Annotated in this window: 17 protein-coding genes, 1 tRNA gene and 2 rRNA genes; 6 read left to right on the forward strand and 14 right to left on the reverse strand. The window is 61.9% G+C overall.

All coding sequences use genetic code 11. The features are described 5' to 3' along the window. Positions 1 to 188: 188 nt before the first annotated feature. The 5 genes from ACJ8J5_RS15180 to ACJ8J5_RS15200 are packed head-to-tail and all read right to left on the reverse strand — an operon-like array spanning position 189 to position 4,713. Entirely contained in the window at positions 189 to 1,181 is a 993-nt protein-coding gene (locus ACJ8J5_RS15180) for an ABC transporter ATP-binding protein (RefSeq protein ID WP_149570348.1), read from the reverse strand. A gap of 4 nt (positions 1,182 to 1,185) precedes the next feature. Continuing rightward, positions 1,186 to 1,971, reverse strand: a complete 786-nt coding sequence (locus tag ACJ8J5_RS15185; RefSeq protein ID WP_025304475.1) for an ABC transporter permease — start codon at positions 1,969 to 1,971, stop codon at positions 1,186 to 1,188. Positions 1,972 to 1,988: 17 nt separating this feature from the next. Continuing rightward, the gene (locus ACJ8J5_RS15190) at positions 1,989 to 2,834 is read right to left on the reverse strand and encodes an ABC transporter permease (RefSeq protein ID WP_147823546.1); all 846 of its coding nucleotides are present in this window, start codon (positions 2,832 to 2,834) and stop codon (positions 1,989 to 1,991) included. Beyond that, positions 2,831 to 3,640: an alkaline phosphatase family protein gene (locus tag ACJ8J5_RS15195; protein WP_043139627.1), complete on the reverse strand. Its 810-nt coding sequence runs from the start codon at positions 3,638 to 3,640 to the stop codon at positions 2,831 to 2,833. Before ACJ8J5_RS15195 ends, ACJ8J5_RS15190 begins: the two co-directional genes overlap by 4 nt. A gap of 11 nt (positions 3,641 to 3,651) precedes the next feature. Then, positions 3,652 to 4,713, reverse strand: coding sequence for an ABC transporter substrate-binding protein (locus ACJ8J5_RS15200; protein WP_004936660.1), 1,062 nt, complete (start codon positions 4,711 to 4,713; stop codon positions 3,652 to 3,654). A 193-nt stretch (positions 4,714 to 4,906) separates the two neighbouring features. Here ACJ8J5_RS15200 and ACJ8J5_RS15205 point away from each other — a divergent pair, with 193 nt between their 5' ends. Continuing rightward, entirely contained in the window at positions 4,907 to 5,617 is a 711-nt protein-coding gene (locus ACJ8J5_RS15205; protein WP_197811473.1) for a UTRA domain-containing protein, read from the forward strand. Between the two features lie 38 nt (positions 5,618 to 5,655). Here the strand turns inward: ACJ8J5_RS15205 and metH are convergent, their stop codons facing one another. Next, positions 5,656 to 9,351, reverse strand: a complete 3,696-nt coding sequence (gene metH / locus ACJ8J5_RS15210) for a methionine synthase (protein WP_414104556.1) — start codon at positions 9,349 to 9,351, stop codon at positions 5,656 to 5,658. A 42-nt stretch (positions 9,352 to 9,393) separates the two neighbouring features. Then, positions 9,394 to 9,549, reverse strand: coding sequence for a hypothetical protein (locus tag ACJ8J5_RS15215; protein WP_197800524.1), 156 nt, complete (start codon positions 9,547 to 9,549; stop codon positions 9,394 to 9,396). Between ACJ8J5_RS15215 and iclR the strand changes: the two genes are divergently transcribed. The 5 genes from iclR to ACJ8J5_RS15240 all read left to right on the forward strand — a co-directional run bounded on the left by iclR (position 9,548) and on the right by ACJ8J5_RS15240 (position 15,113). Further along, on the forward strand, positions 9,548 to 10,378 hold the full coding sequence (gene iclR / locus ACJ8J5_RS15220; protein WP_004936648.1) for a glyoxylate bypass operon transcriptional repressor IclR: 831 nt from the start codon (positions 9,548 to 9,550) through the stop codon (positions 10,376 to 10,378). The two genes, ACJ8J5_RS15215 and iclR, sit on opposite strands and share 2 nt — an antisense overlap. Positions 10,379 to 10,630: 252 nt before the next feature. After that, complete coding sequence (gene gntK, locus ACJ8J5_RS15225) at positions 10,631 to 11,170, forward strand: gluconokinase (protein WP_004936645.1); 540 nt, start codon at positions 10,631 to 10,633, stop codon at positions 11,168 to 11,170. Then, positions 11,167 to 12,504: a gluconate transporter gene (gene gntU, locus ACJ8J5_RS15230; protein WP_025304479.1), complete on the forward strand. Its 1,338-nt coding sequence runs from the start codon at positions 11,167 to 11,169 to the stop codon at positions 12,502 to 12,504. Before gntK ends, gntU begins: the two co-directional genes overlap by 4 nt. 98 nt (positions 12,505 to 12,602) lie before the next feature. Further along, a complete protein-coding gene (gene edd / locus ACJ8J5_RS15235) occupies positions 12,603 to 14,417 on the forward strand; it encodes a phosphogluconate dehydratase (RefSeq protein WP_406902974.1) in 1,815 nt (604 codons plus the stop codon). Between the two features lie 54 nt (positions 14,418 to 14,471). Continuing rightward, a complete protein-coding gene (locus tag ACJ8J5_RS15240; RefSeq protein WP_414104557.1) occupies positions 14,472 to 15,113 on the forward strand; it encodes a bifunctional 4-hydroxy-2-oxoglutarate aldolase/2-dehydro-3-deoxy-phosphogluconate aldolase in 642 nt (213 codons plus the stop codon). A 1-nt stretch (position 15,114) separates the two neighbouring features. On the opposite strand, the gene aceK is transcribed toward ACJ8J5_RS15240, so the two are convergent. From aceK to rrf (ACJ8J5_RS15275), 7 genes are all read right to left on the reverse strand, one after another. Next, positions 15,115 to 16,869, reverse strand: coding sequence for a bifunctional isocitrate dehydrogenase kinase/phosphatase (gene aceK / locus ACJ8J5_RS15245; protein WP_049296302.1), 1,755 nt, complete (start codon positions 16,867 to 16,869; stop codon positions 15,115 to 15,117). 69 nt (positions 16,870 to 16,938) lie between these two features. Next, positions 16,939 to 18,246 carry an isocitrate lyase gene (aceA, locus tag ACJ8J5_RS15250; protein WP_025304483.1) on the reverse strand — a complete coding sequence of 436 codons (1,308 nt, stop codon included), beginning with the start codon at positions 18,244 to 18,246 and terminating at the stop codon, positions 16,939 to 16,941. Positions 18,247 to 18,287: 41 nt separating this feature from the next. Next, entirely contained in the window at positions 18,288 to 19,886 is a 1,599-nt protein-coding gene (gene aceB / locus ACJ8J5_RS15255; protein ID WP_197770315.1) for a malate synthase A, read from the reverse strand. 375 nt (positions 19,887 to 20,261) lie between these two features. Continuing rightward, a complete protein-coding gene (gene metA / locus ACJ8J5_RS15260) occupies positions 20,262 to 21,191 on the reverse strand; it encodes a homoserine O-acetyltransferase MetA (RefSeq protein WP_063988506.1) in 930 nt (309 codons plus the stop codon). A 382-nt stretch (positions 21,192 to 21,573) separates the two neighbouring features. Beyond that, positions 21,574 to 21,689 (reverse strand): 5S ribosomal RNA (gene rrf, locus ACJ8J5_RS15265). A 45-nt stretch (positions 21,690 to 21,734) separates the two neighbouring features. Next, a tRNA-Thr gene (locus tag ACJ8J5_RS15270) sits at positions 21,735 to 21,810 on the reverse strand. Between the two features lie 14 nt (positions 21,811 to 21,824). Beyond that, a 5S ribosomal RNA gene (gene rrf / locus ACJ8J5_RS15275) occupies positions 21,825 to 21,936 on the reverse strand; the annotation flags it as partial.

The following is a 21,936-nucleotide window of genomic DNA, read 5'->3' on the forward strand; positions in this document are numbered from 1 at the left end:
CGCCCGGCCAAAGGAGGCTGATACCCGATGCTTGTCACGCGACGCAGAGAGGCGAGCCAAAGGATGACGGGTACAGTGCGCGGTCCCGCCTGCCGGGCGTGGGTCTGGCAGGACAGCGGGCGGGCGGCAGACCGCAGAAGAGAAGGGTTAATGCGGCGGCGGGAAGGCCCCGGCGCCGCGCTGCGAAGTCATGCAACTTCCCGCAATACAACAGGTTCCAAGTGTAGCCCAATTTCCGCGCCGTCGGGCCGCAGGTCGGCCACCGAACGGTTGAGCACGTCAACCAGCAATTCTATCTCGCAAACCTGAATCCGATACCGTACCACATTCCCGAGCAAACTGTGACCCAGGATCACCCCGCCGATCCCCTGTCCGGCCGGCAACAGGCCGATCGACTCGGGGCGGATCGCCACCTTGCCGACATAGCTGCGCCCGGTCAAGCGGCCGGCCTGTTCGGCGCTCAGCAGGTTGTAGTTGCCGATAAAACCGGCGGCGAAGGCATCCGCCGGCTGGGTATACAGGGTTTCCGCATCGCCGCTCTGCACGATCTGCCCCTTGTTCATCAGCACGATGCGATCCGACAAGGTTAGCGCCTCTTCCTGATCGTGGGTGACGAAGATCGCCGTCAGGTTCAGCTCGCGCTGAATGCGCCGGATCTGCTCGCGCAGGTGTTTGCGAATACGCGCATCCAGCGCCGACAGCGGTTCGTCGAGCAGCAGCAGACGCGGGCGAGTGACCAGCGATCGCGCCAGCGCCACGCGCTGACACTGGCCGCCCGACAGCTGATGCGGATAGCGCTTCGCCAGATCGCTCAGCTCCACCAGCGCCAGCACCTCCTGCACCCGCTGGCCGATCTGCCCGGCCGCCAGCTTCTGCATTTTCAGGCCGAATGCCACGTTGCCTTCCACCGTCATATTGGGGAACAGCGCATAACTTTGGAACACCATGCCGATGCCGCGCTTTTGCGGCGCCAGCGGTACCAGATCCTGGCCCTGCAATAAAATTTGCCCGCTGTCGACCGGGGTCAGGCCGGCCAGGCAGCGCAGCAGCGTCGATTTGCCGCAGCCGCTCGGCCCCAGCAGGGTGACGAACTCCCCCTCTTCGGCGGTGAAATCGATATCCTGAAACACCTGGGTCTGGCCATAGTGTTTGTTCAGGCGGGTGACGTTGAGATAAGCCATCGGGTTAACCCTTGTTTTTATTCAGCAGGTTCGCCAGCCAGGTGACGAGCAGCACCACGGCGAAATAGGAGATGACCAGCGCGCTGGTGAAATGCCCGCTGCCGTTGCGCATGTTGAACAGGTAGACCTGCAGCGTTTCATACTGGCTGCCCACCAGCAGGTTGGCGAACACGAACTCACCGATCAGGAACGAGAATGACAGTAACACGGCGATCGTTCCGCCCTTGCGCAGGTTCGGCAGCACCACCCACAGCGCCGCCTGCCAGGTACTGGCGCCGAGCAGGTGGGCGGCGTCCATCAGATCGCGCAGGTTGATCGCCTGCATGTTGTTGCTGATGGCGCGGTAGATAAACGGCAGCGCGATGGTGAAATAGCAGCCGACTAAAATCCAGGGGGTGCCGAGCAGCGGCAGCGGATCGGCGGCGAACAGCTGCATCAGCCCCACCGCCGACACCACCGGCGGCACGGCGAACGGCAGCAGGATCAGCACGTTCATCACCGCGTCCAGCTTGGGAAAATAGTAAGCAATCACAAACATCGCCGGCAGGATCACCACCACCGACAGCAGCAGCGTGCCGAAGCAGATCAGCAGCGAATGCCACAGCGCCTGCAAAAAGCGCGGGTCGCTCCACAGCGCCGTCAGCCACTTCAGGGTAAAACCGTCCGGTAAAATGGTGGCGCCCCACTGGGTGGCCAGCGCATAAATCAGCGTCGCCGCCAGCGGCAGCAGCAGGATCAGCAGCAGCAGGCCGGTCACCGTGCGATGATAGAGGCGTTCAGCACGCGACATGAGCATTCTCCATCCGATTATGAGCGCGCATTGAGGTAGCTCCTGCGCAGCATCCATTGGTGGATTACCGTGATAAACGCCATCATCACCACCAGCAGCATCGCCAGCGCGCTGGCCAGGTTCGGATCGAGGGAGATGTCCCCCGCCACCAACGCCGAGATGCGGATCGGGATCACGTTGAAGTTGCCGGTGGTCAGCGCGTACACCGTGGCGTAGGCGCCCAGCGCGTTGGCCAGCAGGATGACGAAGGTGCCCATCAGCGCCGGCGCCAGCACCGGCAGGCCGATATGCCGCCAGTAGCGCCAGGGGCCGGCGCCGAGCAGCGCCGCCGACTCACGCCAATCGGCGCGCAGCGCATCGAACGCCGGATACAGCAACAGCACGCCCAACGGGATCTGGAAGTAGGTATACAGCACGATCAGGCCGCTCTTCGAATAGAGGTTGAAGCTCTCCATCAAACCGTATTTGCGCAGCAGCAGCGTCAGGCAGCCGTTCAACCCCAACAGAATGACGAAGGCGAACGCCAGCGGCACCCCGGCGAAGTTGCTGGTCATGTTGGTGAACGACATCACGAAGTCATGAAAGCGGGTCTGGCCGAGCTGGCGAAGTGAGTAACTGCCCACTAATGCAATCAGCAAGCCGTAGACGCTCGACCACAGCGAGATCTCCAGCGAGAACTGAAAGGCCTGCAGGTAGAACGGCGACGTGAGGATATCGACATAGTTGCCCCATCCCCAGCTGCTGGTCTCGCTGAAAAAGCTGTGAACCGCGATCCACACCAGCGGGGCGATCTGAAACGCGCCGAACAGCACGATAAACGGCAGCAGGCACAGTGCGGCGATCCATTTGGTTTTGCTGTTCATCGCGCATCCTGCGCCAGCAGCGCCCGGCAGCGCGGCTTGTCATGCGCCGCCTGCAGCAGATCGCAGATCGTGCCGCACAGCTCGGTTTGCTGCGGATCGGCGTCGTCCAGGCTGAAGCCCGCGCCGAACACGAACAGCGGCACCTGGCGCTCTTCCGGCAACACCCCGCCGTGGCTGCGATCGTCGTTCATGCCGTGGTCGGCAGTGACCAGCACCTGATAACCGGCCGCCAGCCACTCGGGCAGGTAGCGCGACAGCGAGCCGTCGGCGCGCCGCGCCGCGTTGCGGTACTGCGGCGAAGAGAGGCCGAAGCGGTGCCCGGCGTCGTCGATGTTCATCGGGTGGATCAGCAGGAAATCCGGCTGATGACGCTGGCGCAGGCTTTCGGCGTCGTCGAACAGATGGCTGTCGGGATAGCCGTCGTCGTAATAGAAATGGCCGTGCTGAATCGGCAGCTCGGGAGCGTCGGTGTGGCGGTCGCGCGCGGCGTCGAACGGCGTGCGGTTATACAATTCGCTGAACCAATGATACGCGGCGGCGGCGGTGGTCAGCCCGGCGGCGCGCGCGTAATGAAACACGCTTTGTTGATGAGAAAGGCGCGAGACGTGGTTGTGCACCACGCCGCTCTCCACCGGCGTGACGCCGGTGAGGATGCATTCATACAGCGGCCGGGAGAGCGAGGGCAACTCGCTCTCCAGCAGGTACAACCGCCCGCGTCCCGCCGCACATTCGGCCTGCAGATACCCCATGGCGTCATGCGCCACCCGGTAGTTGAGGCCGTCCAGCAGCACGAGGATCGTTTTCATGGTGCGTTAACTCACTGCTGCATAAACATAATGACGTTTTCCTGCCACAGGCGCGGCAGCGCTTTGGCGCTCTGTTCCCAGGCCGCCGGATCGGCGATCGGGTGCGCATTCTTGTACTGCTCGGCCGGCAGCAGCTTGGCCTTGACGTCGTCCGGCAGCGTCAGATGTTCGGCGCGGATCGGGCGGGCATAGCCGCGCGCCAGGTTGATCTGGCCGGCGTCGGAGAAGATGTATTCGCGCGCCAGCTTGGCGGCGTTCGGGTGCTTGGCGTATTTATTGATGATGGTGGTGTAGCCGGAGGTGATCGAGCCGTCCGACGGGATCAGCACTTCAAAACGGGTTTTGTCGATCTGATCGCGGTAGTTCAGGCCGTTGAAGTCCCACACCACGCCAACCTGCACTTCCCCTTTCTCCAGCGATGCGATCACCGGGTTACTCAGGCTCAGGCGGCCGGCCTTGGCCAGCTTGCCGAAGAATTCCAGGCCCGGCTTGAGGTTTTTCTCGTTGCCGCCCATGGCGTAGGTGGCGGCCAGCACGCCGCTGGCCGCCTGCGACGCGGTGCCGACGTCGCCGATGGTGACCTGATAGCTGCCCTTGAGCAGATCGGCCCAGCTGTGCGGGATGTCTTTCACCTGCTGTTTATTGATGATAAAGGCGATGGTGCCGGTGTAAGCCAGCGCCCAGTGCCCGTCTTTGTCTTTCGCCCAGTCCGGCACCTGATCCCAGGTAGAGGGTTTGTAGGGCTGCGTTACGCCCTTCTGCACCGCCACCGGGCCAAAGGCCGCGCCGACGTCACCGATGTCCGCCGTAGCGTTGTTCTTTTCCGCATCGAATTTGGCGATCTCCTGCGCGGAGCTCATGTCGGTATCGACATGCTTCAGGCCGTACTTGCTCAACAGATCTTGCCAGGTGCCTTTCCAGTTGGCCCAGCTGTCCGGCATGCCGACGCTGTTGACTTCGCCTTCTTTCTTCGCGGCCTGCTCCAGCGCCGCCAGATCGGTATCCGCGGCCCAGCTCATCTGGCTGGATAACACGATGGCACTGGTTAACACAGAAGCGCACAAACGTTTCATAACTGATGCTCCAGGTGGTAGTGTGGGGATGGCTGGACTAGTCCAGCAAGGACCAAACCAATCTAACGGACGAATGTGATAATTATATGTCAGCTTAAAAAAGCGACAGTTTTATCACCCATTGCAACGGCGAAAACGCGACGCTGGTCTACCTTAAGGAAGGCCAAACGCACTGAAACGGGACACCCGCTGTATGAGTGAAGCACCGACGACCGTCGCCACCATCTGCCAAACGCTGAGCGCCCGCATCACCGCCGGCGAGTTCGCCGTGGACGGCAAGCTGCCCTCCGAACGCGCCCTGAGCGAGCAATTCGCCACCACCCGCATTACCTTGCAGGAGGCGCTCGGCCAGTTGGAGGCGCAGGGCGTCATCTACCGCCAGGTGCGGCGCGGCTGGTTCATCTCGCCGCCACGTTTGATCTACAACCCGCTGCAGCGCAGCCATTTTCACGCCATGGCGCAGCAGCAGGGGCGCGCCGCGCATACCGAAGCGATCGACAGCGCGGTCGTCACGCTCGACGCGCCGCTGGCCGGCCGTCTGGCGCTGCCCCCCGGCGCCGAGGCCTATCGCATTCGCCGACTGCGCTACATCGACGGGCGCGCGGTGCTGTACTGCGAGCACTACCTCAATCCGTCCTATTTCCCCGGCATTCTGGACGAAGATCTGACCCAGTCGCTGACCGCGCTGTACGCCGCGCGCTACGGCATTCACTACGGCCGGGTGCGTTTCGACATGCTGCCCACCCTGCTGCCGCAGCAGGCCGCCGCCATGCTGAAGGTGACCTACGGCAGCCCGGCGCTGTTCATTACGCGGGTGAATCGCGATCAGCACGACAGGGTGATCGATTGTGACCTGGAGTATTGGCGGTACGACGCGCTGCACATCGATGTGGAAGCGCTGTAAATGACAAGGGCGCATCGCTGCGCCCTTAAAGAGGAAAGTCAGTCGGCGTCGTAGCCGAGGTTTGGCGCCAGCCAGCGCTCGACCTCGCTCACGCTCATCCCTTTACGCGCCGCGTAGTCTTCCACCTGATCGCGCTGGATCTGCGCCACCGCGAAGTACTTGCTCTCAGGATGGCTGAAGTACCAGCCGGATACCGCCGCTCCCGGCCACATAGCGAAGGACTCCGTCAGTTCCATGCCGGTGTGGCGGTTGACGTCCAGCAGCTGCCAGATGGTCGCTTTTTCGGTGTGCTCCGGGCAGGCCGGGTAGCCCGGCGCCGGCCGGATGCCCTGATAGTTCTCGCGGATCAGTTCCTCGTTGCTCAGGCTCTCGTCGGCGGCATAGCCCCAGTGTAACTTGCGCACCTGCTCATGCAGGTATTCGGCGAAGGCCTCCGCCAAACGATCCGCCAACGCCTTGACCATGATTTTGTTGTAATCGTCGTGCTGCGCGTCGTACGCCGCCGCCAGCGCGTCTTCCTCCAGCCCGCCGGTCACCGCGAAGGCGCCGAAGTAGTCGGCCTTGCCGCTGCTTTTCGGCGCCACGAAGTCCGCCAGGCAGTAGTTCGGGAAGTCGGTTTTTTCCGTCTGCTGACGCAGATGGCGGCTCACCGCCAGCACCTCGCCGCGCCGTTCGTCGCGGTACACTTCCACGTCGTCGCCGACGCGGTTGGCCGGGAACAGGCCGTAAACGCCACGCGGGTTGAGGCTGCGCTCGGCGGCCAGCCGATCCAGCATCTGATTGGCGTCGTGGAACAGGCGCTTGGCCTCTTCCCCCACCACCTCATCCTCCAGGATGCGCGGGTATTTGCCCGCCAGCGACCAGGTCATGAAGAACGGCGTCCAGTCGATGTAGTGGCGCAGCGTCTCGATGCCGGCCGCCACCGGAAACACGCCGAGCTGCCGCGGCGCCGGCGGCTGATAATCGGCCCAGTCCAGCGCCATGGCGTTGGCGCGCGCCTTCTGCAAATCGACCGGCGGCGTGCGCGGTTTTTTGCGCGCGTGCTGAATGCGCACCGTTTCATATTCTTTGCGGGTGCGCACCACAAACTCGTCGCGCTGGGTGGCGGACAGCAGTGCCGACACCACGCCCACGGTGCGCGAGGCGTTCTGCACGTAGGTGGTCGGGCCGCTGTAGTTCTGCTCGATTTTCACCGCGGTGTGCGCCTTGGAGGTGGTGGCGCCGCCGATCAGCAGCGGCAGCGTAAAGCCCTGGCGCTCCATCTCTTTGGCCACGTTGACCATCTCGTCCAGCGACGGCGTGATCAGCCCCGACAGGCCGATGATGTCGACGTTCTCCTCGCGCGCGGTGCGCAGGATTTTCTCCGTCGGTACCATCACGCCAAGATCGACGATTTCATAATTGTTGCACTGCAGCACCACGCCGACGATGTTCTTGCCGATGTCGTGCACGTCGCCCTTCACCGTCGCCAACAGGATTTTCCCCGCGGAGGTGCCTTGCTGCTTGCTGGCCTCGATGTACGGTTCCAGGTAGGCCACCGCCTGCTTCATCACGCGGGCGGATTTCACCACCTGCGGCAGGAACATCTTGCCCTCGCCAAACAGATCGCCGACCACGTTCATCCCGGCCATCAGCGGCCCTTCGATCACTTCGATTGGGCGTTCGGCCTGCTGCCGCGCTTCTTCGGTGTCCAGCTCGATAAACTCGGTGATGCCCTTCACCAGCGAGTATTCCAGCCGCTTCTCCACCGGCCAGCCGCGCCACTCCGCCTGCTGCACCGCCGCTTCGCCGTCTTTGCTGCCGCGGTACTTTTCCGCCAGCTCCAGCAGGCGTTCGGTGCCGTCCTCGCGACGGTTGAGGATCACGTCTTCTACCGCCTCGCGCAGCTCAGTAGGCAGATCGTCGTAAATCGCCAACTGCCCGGCGTTGACGATGCCCATGTCCATGCCGTTGCGAATGGCGTGATACAGGAACACCGCATGGATCGCTTCACGCACCGGATCGTTGCCGCGGAACGAGAACGACACGTTGGACACCCCGCCGGAGATCATCGCGTGCGGCAGGTGGGTTTTAATGTCGGCGCAGGCTTCGATAAAGTCGACGGCGTAGTTGTTGTGCTCTTCGATGCCGGTGGCGACGGCGAAGATGTTCGGGTCGAAAATGATGTCTTCCGGCGGGAAGCCAACGCGTTCGGTCAAAATTTTATAGGCGCGGCGGCAGATCTCGAACTTGCGCTCGCGGGTGTCCGCCTGGCCCACTTCGTCGAACGCCATCACCACCACCGCGGCGCCGTAGCGGCGCACCAGTTTGGCGTGATGGATAAAGGCTTCTTCGCCCTCCTTCATCGAGATCGAGTTGACGATGCCCTTGCCCTGAATGCACTTCAGGCCTTTCTCGATAACGGACCACTTGGAGGAGTCGATCATGATCGGCACCCGAGCGATATCCGGCTCGCCGGCGATCAGGTTGAGGAAGCGCACCATCGCCGCTTCGGCGTCGAGCATCCCCTCGTCCATGTTGATGTCGATGATCTGCGCGCCGCTCTCGACCTGCTGACGCGCCACGTCGAGCGCCTCGTTGTATTTCTCTTCTTTGATCAGGCGTTTGAAACGCGCCGAACCGGTGACGTTGGTGCGCTCGCCGACGTTGACGAACAGGGTGTTGGCGTCGATGGTCAACGGCTCCAGACCGGCCAGGCGGCAGGCGACCGGGATATCCGGCAGCCGGCGCGGCGGCACGCCCTCGACCGCCTTGGCCATCGCGGCGATATGTTCCGGCGTGGTGCCGCAGCATCCGCCGATGATATTGAGAAAGCCGGCCTGCGCCCACTCCCCGACCTGGCGCGCCATCTCGGCCGCATCCAGATCGTATTCGCCGAAGGCATTCGGCAAACCGGCGTTCGGGTGCGCGGTGACGTAGGTCTCCGAGATGCGCGCCAGCTCGGCGACGTACTGGCGCAGCTCGTCCGGGCCCAGGGCGCAGTTCAGGCCGAAGGTCAGCGGCTTGACGTGGCGCAGCGAATTGTAAAACGCTTCGGTGGTCTGGCCGGATAAGGTGCGGCCGGAGGCGTCGGTGATGGTGCCGGAAATCATGATCGGCAGTTCCACCCCCAGCGCTTCGAATTCGGTTTCCACCGCAAAAGCGGCGGCCTTGGCGTTCAGGGTGTCGAAGATGGTTTCGATCATGATCAGATCGACGCCGCCTTCCACCAGCGCGCGGGTCGATTCGCGGTAAGCCGCCACCAGTTCATCGAACGAGATGTTGCGGAACGCCGGATCGTTGACGTTCGGCGAGATGGACGCGGTGCGGTTGGTCGGCCCCAACACCCCGGCGACGTAGCGCGGTTTTTCCGGCGTGCGCGCCGTCCATTCGTCGGCGCAGGCGCGCGCCAGGCAGGCGGCCTGATAGTTAATCTCGGCGGACAGCGACTCCATATGGTAGTCGGCCATGGCGATGGAGGTGGAGTTGAAGGTATTGGTCTCAAGGATATCGGCGCCCGCCTCGAGATAGGCGTAATGAATGGCGGTGATCACTTCCGGCTTGGTCAGCACCAGCAGATCGTTATTGCCTTTCAGATCGCTGCGCCAGTCGGCGAAACGCTCACCGCGGAAATCGCGCTCATCCAGACGGTAGCTCTGGATCATGGTGCCCATGCCGCCGTCCAACACCAAAATGCGCTGCGCTAACTGGCGGCGCAGTTGTTCTACTCGATTCGTCACTGTAACCCCTTCCATTGCCATCCAGCCCATTGCTCAACTGCCGCAAAAACCAACGAGTCATCCTAGCACAGCTTGTAAGGACAAAGGGCCAGGCGACAATTGAGAGTTTTTCAGGTTGTGCGCCAACACCTCCGATGAGCTGACGGCGGCTTGCAATTCATCGACAAAAAACGAAAATGAATTCCATAATACGGAAAAAGGAATCTCACCCATGGCCACCCCTGCTCCCGCCAAGCGCGGCAAGAAGCCCCGCGCAGCAGCCCCCGCCGCCAGTGCGGCGACCGGTCAGGTACAATCGTTGACCCGTGGCCTGAAACTGTTGGAATACATTTCGGAAGCCCAGGGCAACGTGGCGCTGACCGATCTGGCCCAGCAGGCCGGCCTGCCGAATTCCACTACTCACCGCCTGCTCACCACCATGCAGCAGCAGGGATTCGTGCGCCAGGTCGGCGATCTCGGCCTGTGGACCATCGGCTCGCACGCCTTTGTGGTCGGCAGCAGCTTCCTGCAAAGCCGCAACCTGCTGGCGATGGTGCATCCGACGCTGCGCCGCCTGATGGAGGAGTCCGGCGAAACCGTCAACCTGGCGGTGCTGGATACCAGCGAGTACCAGGCGATCATCATCGATCAGGTGCAGTGCACGGCGCTGATGCGCATGTCGGCGCCGATCGGCGGCAAACTGCCAATGCACGCCTCCGGCGCCGGCAAAGCGTTCCTCGCCACCCTGCCGGACGATCAGGTGACCAAACTGCTGCACAAGAAAGGCATGCACACCTACACGCCGCATACCCTGACGCCACACAACCTGAAAGAGGGGCTGGCGCAGATCCGCAAACAGGGCTTCTCCTTTGACGACGAAGAGCACGCGCTCGGCCTGCGCTGCGTGGCGGCCTGCATCTTCGACGAGCACCGCGAAGCCTTCGCCGCCATTTCCATCTCCGGCCCGGTGTCGCGCATCACCGACGATCGCGTGATCGAGCTGGGCGCGCTGGTGATCCACGCGGCGAAAGAGATCAGCCTGGCCTACGGCGGCGTGCGCTGATCCAGCCCATCCGAGGGGCGCCCCAGCGCGCCCCTGCTCCCCTGCCATGCTCTGTTGTCAGCATGTAACAGGCTGTCGGCATCCTGTTTAGCGCACAGGAAAAAAGCTTGAAGCCGATCACAGTTAACGATCCTCACGGCGAAAGCCCATTGCAACCGCTCAAACTTCCTTCGACAATGTTACCGATAACATGTTACCGGTAACAACCAGGCTAAACGAAGGTAACGTCACCCGGTGTTTTGGAGCCAAGCCATGACCAACAATCAAAATCGCATTTACGTCGTTATGGGCGTTTCCGGCAGCGGCAAGTCCGCCGTCGCCGCCGCTGCGGCCCGCCAACTCTCCGCCGGCTTCCTCGACGGCGACTTCCTGCACCCGCGCAGCAATATCCTGAAGATGGCCGCCGGCGAGGCGTTGAACGACGACGATCGCGCGCCGTGGCTGGCCGCGCTCAACGACGCCGCCTTCGCCATGCAGCGCACCAACAACGTGTCGATCATCGTCTGTTCGGCGTTGAAAAAGCAGTATCGCGACCGCCTGCGCGCCGGCAACGGCAACCTGTCATTCATCTATCTGCACGGTGAGTTCCCGGTGATCGAATCCCGCCTGGCGGCGCGCAACGGCCACTTCTTCAAGCCGCAGATGCTGGTCACCCAGTTCGCCGCGCTGGAGCAACCGGGCGCCGACGAGAACGACGTGATGGCGATCGACATCAATCAGCCGCTGGACGCGGTGATCGCCGATACCGTGCGCCATATCCAGAGCTTCCTGCCGCAGGACGTGTGCGCGTGAGTACCGTAACGCTGGTCGGTACCGCAGTCGGCTCGGTTTTACTGCTGTTATTCCTGGTGATGAAGGCGCGCATGCACGCCTTCGTCGCGCTGATGCTGGTGTCCATCGCCGCCGGCATTTTCTCCGGCATGCCGCTGGAACACATCGCCGACACCATGCAAAAAGGCATGGGCGACACGCTGGGCTTCCTGGCGATCGTGGTGGCGCTCGGGGCGATGTTCGGCAAGATCCTGCATGAGGTCGGCGCGCTCGATCAAATTGCGGCGCAATTGCTGAAACGATTCGGACAAAGCAAGGCGCACTACGCGCTCGGCATCGCCGGCCTGATCTGCGCGCTGCCGCTGTTCTTCGACGTGGCGGTGGTGCTGCTGATCGGCATCGTGTTCGCCGTGGCGCGCCGCACCGACGGCAATATCGTCAAGCTGGCCATCCCGCTGTTCGCCGGTGTGGCCGCTGCCGCCTCCTTCCTGCTGCCGGGGCCGGTGCCAATGCTGCTGGCATCGCAGATGAAGGCCGATTTCGGCTGGATGATCGCCATCGGCCTGGTGGCGGCCGTGATCGGCATGCTGATCGCCGGCCCGCTGTACGGCAGCTTTATCAGCCGCTTCGTCAACTGGCCAATGCCGCCGGAAGAGAACGAGCCGACGCTGACCAAGGGCAATCTGCCGTCGTTCGGCTTCAGCCTGGCGCTGGTGCTGTGCCCGCTGGTACTGGTCGGCATGAAGACTATCGGCGCGCGGCTGGTCACTCCCGGCTCGCAGCTGCAGCAGTGGCTGGAGTTTATCGGCCACCCGTTCACCGCCATTCTGCTGGCCTGCCTGATCGTGATTTACGGTCTGGCGAAACCGCGCGGCATGAGCAACGAACAGACCCTGGCCATCTGCTCCGCCGCCGTGCAGCCGGCCGGAATCATCCTGCTGATGACCGGCGCCGGCGGGGTGTTCAAGCAGATCCTGGTGGATTCCGGTGTAGGGCCAGCGCTGGGTGACGCCATGATCGGCGCCGGCCTGCCGATCGCCGTGGCAGCGTTCGCGTTGTCCGCCATGGTGCGGGTGATCCAGGGCTCGGCCACCGTCGCCTGCCTGACCACCGTCGGCCTGGTGCTGCCGGTCACCAGCCAGCTCGGGCTGAACGGCGGGCAGTTGGCCGCGCTGGCCATCTGCATCGCCGGTGGCTCCATCGTGCTGAGCCACGTCAACGACGCCGGTTTCTGGCTGTTCGGCAAATTCACCGGCGCCAACGAACTGCAAACGCTGAAAACCTGGACGGTGATGGAAACCATTCTGGGCAGCGTCGGCGGCGCCATCGGCATGATTGCATTCACGATGTTTTAAATCCTGAATCGCCCCCGGCCTTGCACACCAGGGCTGCAAATCACCCCCGGGGGCACCGCCACAGGCGGCGACTATAACAACAGCAATGTGAGGAAGGCATGATTAATCCAACCTTGTCCCGTGTCACACAGCGCATCATCGACCGTTCCCAGGCCAGCCGCGCCGCCTATCTGGCGCGTATCGAGGCGGCCCGCGCCCAAACCGTCCACCGCGCGCAGCTCGCCTGCGGCAACCTGGCCCACGGCTTCGCCGCCTGTCAGCCTGATGACAAGGCGTCGCTGAAAAACATGGTGCGCAGCGATATCGCCATCATCACCGCCTATAACGACATGCTGTCGGCCCACCAGCCCTACGAACACTACCCGCAGCGGCTGAAGCAGGCGCTGAAAGCGGTCGGCGCCGTAGGCCAGGTGGCCGGCGGCGTGCCGGCGATGTGCGACGGCGTGACGCAGGGGCAGGACGGCATGGAGCTGTCGCTGATGAGCCGTGACGTGATCGCCATGTCGGCCGCCGTCGGCCTGTCGCACAATATGTTCGACGGCGCGCTGTTCCTCGGCATCTGCGACAAGATCGTGCCGGGGCTGGTGATGGCCGCCCTCTCCTTCGGCCACCTGCCCGCGCTGTTCGTGCCGGCCGGCCCGATGAGCAGCGGCCTGCCGAACAAGGAAAAAGTGCGCGTGCGCCAGCTGTACGCCGAGGGCAAGGCCGACCGTTTGGCACTGCTGGAGGCCGAGGCGGCCTCTTATCACGGCATCGGCACCTGCACCTTCTATGGCACCGCCAACACCAACCAGATGGTGATGGAAGTGATGGGTCTGCATCTGCCGGGCGCCTCCTTCGTCCATCCGGACACGCCGCTGCGCGACGCGCTGAACGACGCCGCCGCGCGCCAGGTGACCCGACTGACCGATACCGCCGGCAACTACCTGCCGATCGGCCGCCTGGTGGACGAGAAAGTGGTGGTGAACGGCATCGTCTCGCTGCTGGCCACCGGTGGCTCCACCAACCTGACCATGCATCTGGTGGCGATGGCGCGGGCGGCGGGCATCATCATCACCTGGGACGATTTCTCGGAGCTGTCGGAGGCGGTGCCGCTGCTGTGCCGCATCTACCCGAACGGCCCGGCCGATATCAACCAATTCCAGGCCGCCGGCGGCGTGCCGCTGGTGGTGCGCGAGCTGCTGCAACATGGCCTGCTGCACGAAGACGTGCACACCGTGGCCGGTTTCGGCCTGCGCCGCTACACCCAGGAACCGTGGCTGGACAACGGCCAATTGGTATGGCGCGAAGGCGTGGCCGGCTCGCTCGACGCCAGCGTGATCGCCAGCGTCGCTCAGCCGTTCGAACATCATGGCGGCACCAAAGTGATGGCCGGCAATCTGGGCCGCGCGGTGATGAAAACCTCGGCGGTGCCCGCCGATAACCAGATCATCGAAGCGCCGGCGGTGGTGTTCGACAGCCAGCACGATATCGTGCCGGCGTTCGAAGCCGGCAAGCTGGATCGCGATTGCGTGGTGGTGGTGCGCTTCCAGGGGCCGCAGGCCAACGGCATGCCGGAGCTGCACAAGCTGATGCCGCCGCTGGGCGTGTTGATGGATCGCGGCTTCAAAGTGGCGCTGGTGACCGACGGCCGCCTGTCCGGCGCCTCCGGCAAGGTGCCTTCCGCCATTCACGTCACCCCGGAAGCCTATACCGGCGGCCTGCTGGCGAAAGTGCGCGACGGCGATCCGATCCGCGTCAACGGCCGCAGCGGCGAGCTGCAGATGCTGGTCGACGCCGACGAGTTGGCCCAGCGCGCGCCATGCCAGCCCGATCTGAGCGCCGAACACATCGGCTGCGGCCGCGAGCTGTTCGGCGCGTTGCGCAGCCAGCTGTCAGGCGCCGAGCAGGGCGCCTGCTGCATCAAATTTTAATCGATAGCCTGGCCGCATCGCCGCCTGGCGGCGGCCACAGAGGAGAACGTCAGCATGAACAAGTGGACAACAAGCGCCGAGCAGATCCTGACGGCGGGGCCGGTGGTGCCGGTCATCGTTGTCAACAAGCTGGAACATGCGGTGCCGTTGGCGAAAGCGCTGGTCGCCGGCGGCGTACGGGTGCTGGAGGTGACGCTGCGCACCGCCTGCGCCATGGACGCCATTCGCGCCATCGCTCAAGAGGTGCCGGAAGCGATCATCGGCGCCGGTACGGTGATCAATCCGCAGCAGCTGCGGGAAGTGACCGAAGCCGGCGCGCAATTCGCCATCAGCCCAGGATTGACCGACGAGCTGCTCAAGGCGGCCACCGCCGGGTCCATTCCGCTGATTCCGGGCATCAGCACCGTTTCCGAACTGATGCAGGGCATGGATTACGGCCTGCGCGAGTTTAAATTCTTCCCGGCGGAAGCCAACGGCGGCGTAAAAGCGCTGCAGGCGATCGGCGGCCCGTTCCCGCAGGTGCGTTTCTGCCCGACCGGCGGCATCTCGCCGGACAATTACCGCAGCTATCTGGCGCTGAAAAGCGTGCTGTGCATCGGCGGCTCCTGGCTGGTGCCGGCGGACGCACTCGAAAGCGGCGACTACGCTCGCATTACCGAACTGGCGCGCGCCGCCGTCGCGGGCGCCCAGGCCTGATTTACATCGCAGCGGTGGCGGCCGGCAGCGCCGCCCCGCTGCGCTGGCTGAACCGCTGCTTCTTGCGATAAGCAAATACGTCTTCCACATGCCCTTCGCGGATGCGCTGCTGCAACCCGCGCCAATACTCCGCGGTAAACAGATCGCTGTGCAACTCTTCAAACACCTGCCGAATGCGCCGATCGCCGCACAGGAAGTGGCGGAACTCTTCCGGGAACACATCGTTGGGCGCGATGCTGTACCACGGCTCGCTGGCCAGCTCGTCCTCCGGATAACGCGGCGGCGGAATGTCGCGGAAGTTGACCTCGGTCATGTAGCAAATTTCGTCGTAGTCGTAGAACACCACCCGCCCGTGGCGCGTCACGCCGAAGTTCTTGAACAGCATATCGCCGGGGAAGATATTGGCGGCGGCCAACTGCTTGATCGCATTGCCGTACTCTTCAATCGCATCGCGCATCTGCTGGTCGTTGGCCTGCTCCAGATACAGGTTCAGCGGCGTCATGCGCCGTTCCATATACAAATGTTTGATCACGATGCGATCGCCGAGATCTTCCAGCTTGCCCGGCACTTCACGCCGCAACTCCGCCAACAGCTCAGGGCTGAGACGCGCCTTGTCGACGACGAAATTTTCGTACTCCTGGGTATCCGCCATGCGCCCGACGCGATCGTGCTCTTTCACCAGCTGATAGCAAGCCATCACCTGCGCCTGCGTCACCTCTTTTTGCGGGGCGAACTCATCCTTGATCACTTTAAACACCCGATCGAAGGACGGCAGGGTGAACACCAGCATCACCATGCCTTTCACGCCCGGCGCGATGATGAACTGTTCCTGTGAGTGCGCCATAAAGGTCAGGTATTCGCGATAGCATTCGGTTTTACCGTGCTTCTGGCAGCCGATCGCCATGTACAGCTCGGCGGTGGTCTTGCCCGGCAGGATCTCGCGCAGCCACTCCACCATCGCCGCCGGCAGCGGCGCGTAGACCATGAAATAAGAGCGGGCGAAGCCGAAGACAATGCTGGCCTCGGCCTTGCCGGTCAGGCAGGCATCGATAAACAGCGCGCCCGACTCGCTGTGGTGGATCGGGAGCAAGAACGGATAAACACCGTCGGCCAGGCGCAGCTTGCCGACCAGCCAGGCGGCCTTGTTGCGATAGAACAGTTCGTTGGCTATCTGGAAGGTTGCGCCCGCCAGCTGCGGTGCGCTGAAGGCGCGTTGCAGCGCCTGAGTGATGTCGCGAATATCGCGTGCCAAGTCCTCCCACGGCAGCCGCAGCGGCAGATCGCTCAGCACGCTGCGCAGCATCGCCGGCAGATCGCCATTGGGGGTAAAATCGCGCGCCAGCGGACGCGGTATGTCGCGAAAGCGCCGTTCCGGCTGCGAACTGAAGACGAACAGCTTGTCCGGCGTCAGATCGCGGTGCTTGAACAGCCGGCAATAGACCGAGTTAAAGAAGCTTTCGGCGATCTCGAAACGCGGATAGTCCGGCAGCAGGTCGATATAAACCGCTTTAACCCGGCTGGGGAAGTCGGCATCGAAGTATTTCTGCCCGGTGATGCATTTGAGCTGCTCCACCACCAGGCCGACGTGATGGTCATACAGATGGATGCGCTTTTTCATCGCCTGCTGCACCGCCGGCCAGTCCGCCTGCTCGAAGCGCTGCTGCGCGCCGGCGGTCACTTCCAGAAAGCGGCCGTACTGCGCATCGAAGCCCTGCAGGATCGTCTGTGCGATCAACAACTCCAGTTTTGCCGCCATCCTTACCCCCGCCAGAAAAAGAAGCCTGCGCATGCAGGCTCCGGGTGAAACGTCTTCAAGCTTGCCGCATCAGAACTGCTGTTCTTCCGTCGAACCGGTCAGCGCGGTGACCGAAGAGGCGCCGCCCTGAATGACGGTGGTGACCTTGTCGAAGTAGCCGGTACCCACCTCCTGCTGGTGCGACGCGAAGGTGTAACCGCGATCCACCGCGGCGAACTCCGCCTGCTGCACCTTCTCGACGTAGTGTTTCATCCCCTCGCCCTGCGCATAGGCGTGCGCCAGGTCGAACATGTTGAACCACATGCTGTGGATGCCCGCCAGCGTGATGAACTGATACTTGTAGCCCATGTCCGACAGCGCCTGCTGGAAGCGGGCGATGGTCTGGTCGTCGAGGTTCTTCTTCCAGTTGAACGATGGCGAGCAGTTGTAGGCCAACAGCTTGCCTGGATATTTGGCGTGGATGGCGTCGGCGAAGCGCTGGGCGGCATCCAGATCCGGCGTTGAGGTTTCGCACCACACCATATCGGCGTAAGGGGCATAGGCCAGGCCGCGGCTGATCGCCTGTTCGACGCCGGCATGGGTGCGGAAGAAGCCTTCCGCCGTACGCTCGCCAGTGACGAAGGCGCTGTCATACGGATCGCAGTCAGAGGTCAGCAGGTCGGCCGCATCGGCGTCGGTACGGGCGATCACCAGCGTCGGCACGCCGAGCACGTCGGCCGCCAGGCGCGCGGCGACCAGTTTCTGGATCGCTTCTTGCGTCGGCACCAGCACTTTGCCGCCCATATGGCCGCATTTCTTCACCGCCGCCAGCTGATCTTCGAAGTGCACCCCGGCGGCACCGGCGGTAATCATCGCTTTCATCAGCTCAAAGGCGTTCAACACGCCGCCGAAGCCGGCTTCCGCATCGGCGACGATCGGCAGGAAATAATCGGTGTACCCTTTGCTGCCCGGCTCAATCTGGTTCGCCCATTGGATCTGATCGGCACGGCGGAAGGTGTTGTTGATGCGCTCGACCACCTTCGGCACCGAGTCCACCGGATACAGCGATTGGTCAGGGTACATGGCCGCCGCGCTGTTGGCGTCGGCCGCCACCTGCCAACCGGACAAGTAGATGGCCTCGACGCCGGCTTTGGCCTGCTGCAGCGCCTGGCCGCCGGTCAGCGCGCCCAGGCAGTTCACGTAGCCTTTGCGCGCCTTGCCGTTCAACAATGCCCACAGTTTGGCGGCGCCGTTTTGCGCCAGGGTGCATTCCGGGTTGACCGAACCGCGCAGGTTGATCACGTCTTCGGCGCTATAGGGGCGGGTAATGCCTTCCCAACGGGCCGATTTCCATTCCTGTTCCAACTGCTGGATCTGTTGAGAGCGAGAGGTAGACATAATTTTTATCCTTTCAGTCATGTAGGGTTGATTGGGAAAATTCAGGCCAGCAGCTCATAGCCGGGCAGCGTCAGGAAATCGATTAATTCATCTTGCGTGGTGATGCGCTCCATCAGGCGCGCCGCCTCTTCGAACCGGCCGGCGTTAAAGCGCGCTTCCCCTACTTCTTCACGCACCACCAACATCTCTTCTTGCAGCATCTGGCGGAACAGCGCCTTGGTGACCGGGCGCCCGTCGTTCAGGCTCTTCTCGTGGTGGATCCACTGCCAGATAGACGTGCGGGAGATCTCCGCCGTCGCCGCATCCTCCATCAAACCGTAAATCGGCACGCAGCCGTTGCCGGAGATCCAGGCTTCAATGTACTGCACCGCCACGCGGATATTGGCGCGCATCCCTGCTTCGGTGCGTTCGCCGTCGCACGGTTCCAGCAGCTGTGCGGCGCTGATCGGCGCATCCTGCTCACGCAGCACGTCCAGCTGGTTTTGACGATCGCCCAATGAGTTGCCGAACACCTCCATCACCGTGTCCGCCAAGCCCGGGTGCGCCACCCAGGTGCCGTCGTGGCCATTGTTGGCCTCCAGCTCTTTGTCCGCCCGTACCTTATTCAGCACCCAGGCGTTTTTTTCGGCGTCTTTGCTCGGGATAAACGCCGCCATGCCGCCCATGGCGAACGCGCCGCGCTTATGACAGGTTTTGATCAACAGGCGCGAATAGGCGCTGAGGAAAGGTTTTTCCATGGTCACCGACTGACGATCCGGCAGCACGCGATCGCCGTGGTTCTTCAGCGTTTTGATGTAGCTGAAGATGTAATCCCAACGGCCGCAGTTCAGACCGACGATGTGATCGCGCAGGTGATACAGGATCTCGTCCATCTGGAACACCGCCGGCAAGGTTTCGATCAGCACGGTCGCCTTGATGGTGCCGCGCGGCAGATCGAAACGATCCTCGGTAAAGCTGAAGACATCGCTCCACCAGGCAGCTTCCTCCCAGGACTGGGTTTTCGGCAGGTAGAAATACGGGCCGCTGCCCTTGGCCAACAGCTGGCGATAGTTGTGGTAGAAGTACAGCGCGAAATCGAACAGGCCGCCGGGGATGGCTTCATCACGCCACAAGACGTGTTTCTCCGGCAGGTGCAAGCCGCGCACGCGAGCGATCAACACCGCCGGATTCGGTTTCAGCTGGTAGATCTTGCCGGCTTCATTGGTGTAAGAGATGGTGCCGTTAACCGCATCGTGCAGGTTGATTTGACCGTCGATGACTTTGTCCCAGCTTGGCGCCAGCGAGTCTTCGAAGTCCGCCATAAACACTTTTACGTTGGCGTTCAGCGCATTGATCACCATCTTGCGCTCGACCGGCCCGGTGATCTCGACCCTGCGGTCACGCAGGTCTTGCGGAATGCCGCGGATTTGCCAGTCACCTTCACGAATGGAAGCAGTTTCCGAAATAAATCCCGGCAGTTCACCGCGATCGATATTTTGTTGCCAGCGGACACGCGCCGCCAGCAGCTCGTTGCGCCGCGGCGTGAATTTCCCCACCAGGTCCGCCAGGAATTCAACCGCTTCATCCGTTAACACCTGGCGCTCCGCTGCGGCGAAACCCTGCGTAAACCTTAATTCCGTGCCTGCTATCTGTTGCGTCATGACCTTGCTCCTTCCCATCGTTGCGCCCGCGCGACCGGCGCATTTTCATCAGAAATCACTGTGGATCAGGGCGGATGAAACGATCCTCAACTGGTCAGATCTCATCCCGATAGCTCTAAGAATACTCAACAAAAAATAAAAATCAAAAACCATTTCCATTTTATTATTAAATATTTTATTAACACTTTATTATCAATTGGTTAGGATAAATAACACGATAAACAGGTAAGGAAATCGGTTCCAATAGAATTGCAAAGACGGACTAACGCTTTGTTAGGCAATGGTTTTTTTAGGAAAATTGACGGGTAAAAAGAGGATCGGGCAGAGGATGAGCAGTGCGGCGGCCTCGATTCAGCCGCCGGCAGGCAGAAAAGATCAGTCGAGCGTCGGATTCATATGGCGCAGATCGTAAGGCGTGATCTGGTAGACGTAATAGTTGAGCCAATTGGAAAACAGCAGGTGGCCATGGCTGCGCCAGGTGGCTTTCGGTGTCAGTGCGGGGTTGTCATCGGGGAAATAGTTGAGCGGTACGGCAGGATCGAGGCCAGCTTCGTTGTCGCGACAATACTCTCCTGCCAGGGTCAACGTATCGTATTCCGGATGGCCGGTGACGAACGCCAGGCGCTTATCCCTGCTGGCGAACAGGTAGGCTCCGGCCTGTTCGGATTCGGCCAAGATGTCCAGGTCGGTATATTGGCGAATCACCTCGGTCGGGAAATCGGCATAGCGCGAATGCGGCGCCAGGAAGCTTTCGTCGAAGCCGCGCGTCAGCAACGCATGCTGCTGCAGCGTTTGGTGCGGATAAACCCCGGAGAGCTTCACTTCACGCGTCATCTTGGGAATGCCGTACAGAATATTCAACGCCGCCTGTACCGCCCAGCACACGAACAGCGTGGAGGTAACATGGTTTTTGGCCCAGTCAATGACCCGTTCGATCTGCGGCCAGTAGGCAACATCGCAGAAATCGACCAGCCCCAGCGGCGCGCCGGTGACGATCAGGCCATCGAAGTTCTCATTCTGGATATCCTCGAAGTCGCAGTAGAAGTTGTTCAGATGCTCGGCCGGCGTATTCTTCGATTCGCGGCTGTCGATGCGCAGCAGCTGGATATCAATCTGCAGCGGCGAGTTGGAAAGCAGGCGCAGAAACTGGTTTTCCGTTTCGATCTTCTTTGGCATCAGGTTAAGGATCAGCACTTTCAGCGGCCTGATTTCCTGTGTTTTTGCCCGCGAGGATGTCATCACGAAGACATTCTCACCACGCAAGAAATTGACCGCAGGTAACTCATCAGGAACACGAATCGGCATTGCTTAACCCTCACACATCCATTTATACGTTTAGACTTCTAGATGCCCGAAGATAGCGTTTTTTTCCGTCGCTGTCGAGCATTCAGCGGAAAGGTGAAAATGTTTCATTGCGCGAACTGCGTCAGGATCTTTGGCAGGGAGGATGAGAGGTACTGAAAGCAAAAAGGCCATCCTTTCGGATGGCCTCTTGGCTTATTTGGTGCTTGGCAGTGTCCTACAGTATTCGTCTCATCCTGAGACTCTCCCCTGCGGGGCCGCCGCAAGCGGCGTTAAGGCCCGTTCCCGACGAGCCTTTCGCATGCCCATGCTCGAGCAGAACACCAAATAACAGACAAAACAAAAAGCCCCATGCTTTCGCATGAGGCTTTTTGTTTTATTTGATGCTTGGCAGTGTCCTACTCTCGCATGGGGAGACCCCACACTACCATCGGCGCTACGGCGTTTCACTTCTGAGTTCGGCATGGGGTCAGGTGGGACCACCGCGCTATTGCCGCCAAGCAAATTCTTTTTTCTGCCGAACTTCTAAACCCACTTTAAATAAAGTGGTGCTGATACCCAGAGTCGAACTGGGGACCTCACCCTTACCAAGGGTGCGCTCTACCAACTGAGCCATATCAGCACGCTTAATTTGATGCCTGGCAGTGTCCTACTCTCGCATGGGGAGACCCCACACTACCATCGGCGCTACGGCGTTTCACTTCTGAGTTCGGCATGGGGTCAGGTGGGACCACCGCGCTATTGCCGC

It is taken from the genome of Serratia sp. CY43202 (genome assembly GCF_052168755.1).
In the GTDB taxonomy this organism is placed as follows: domain Bacteria; phylum Pseudomonadota; class Gammaproteobacteria; order Enterobacterales; family Enterobacteriaceae; genus Serratia; species Serratia bockelmannii.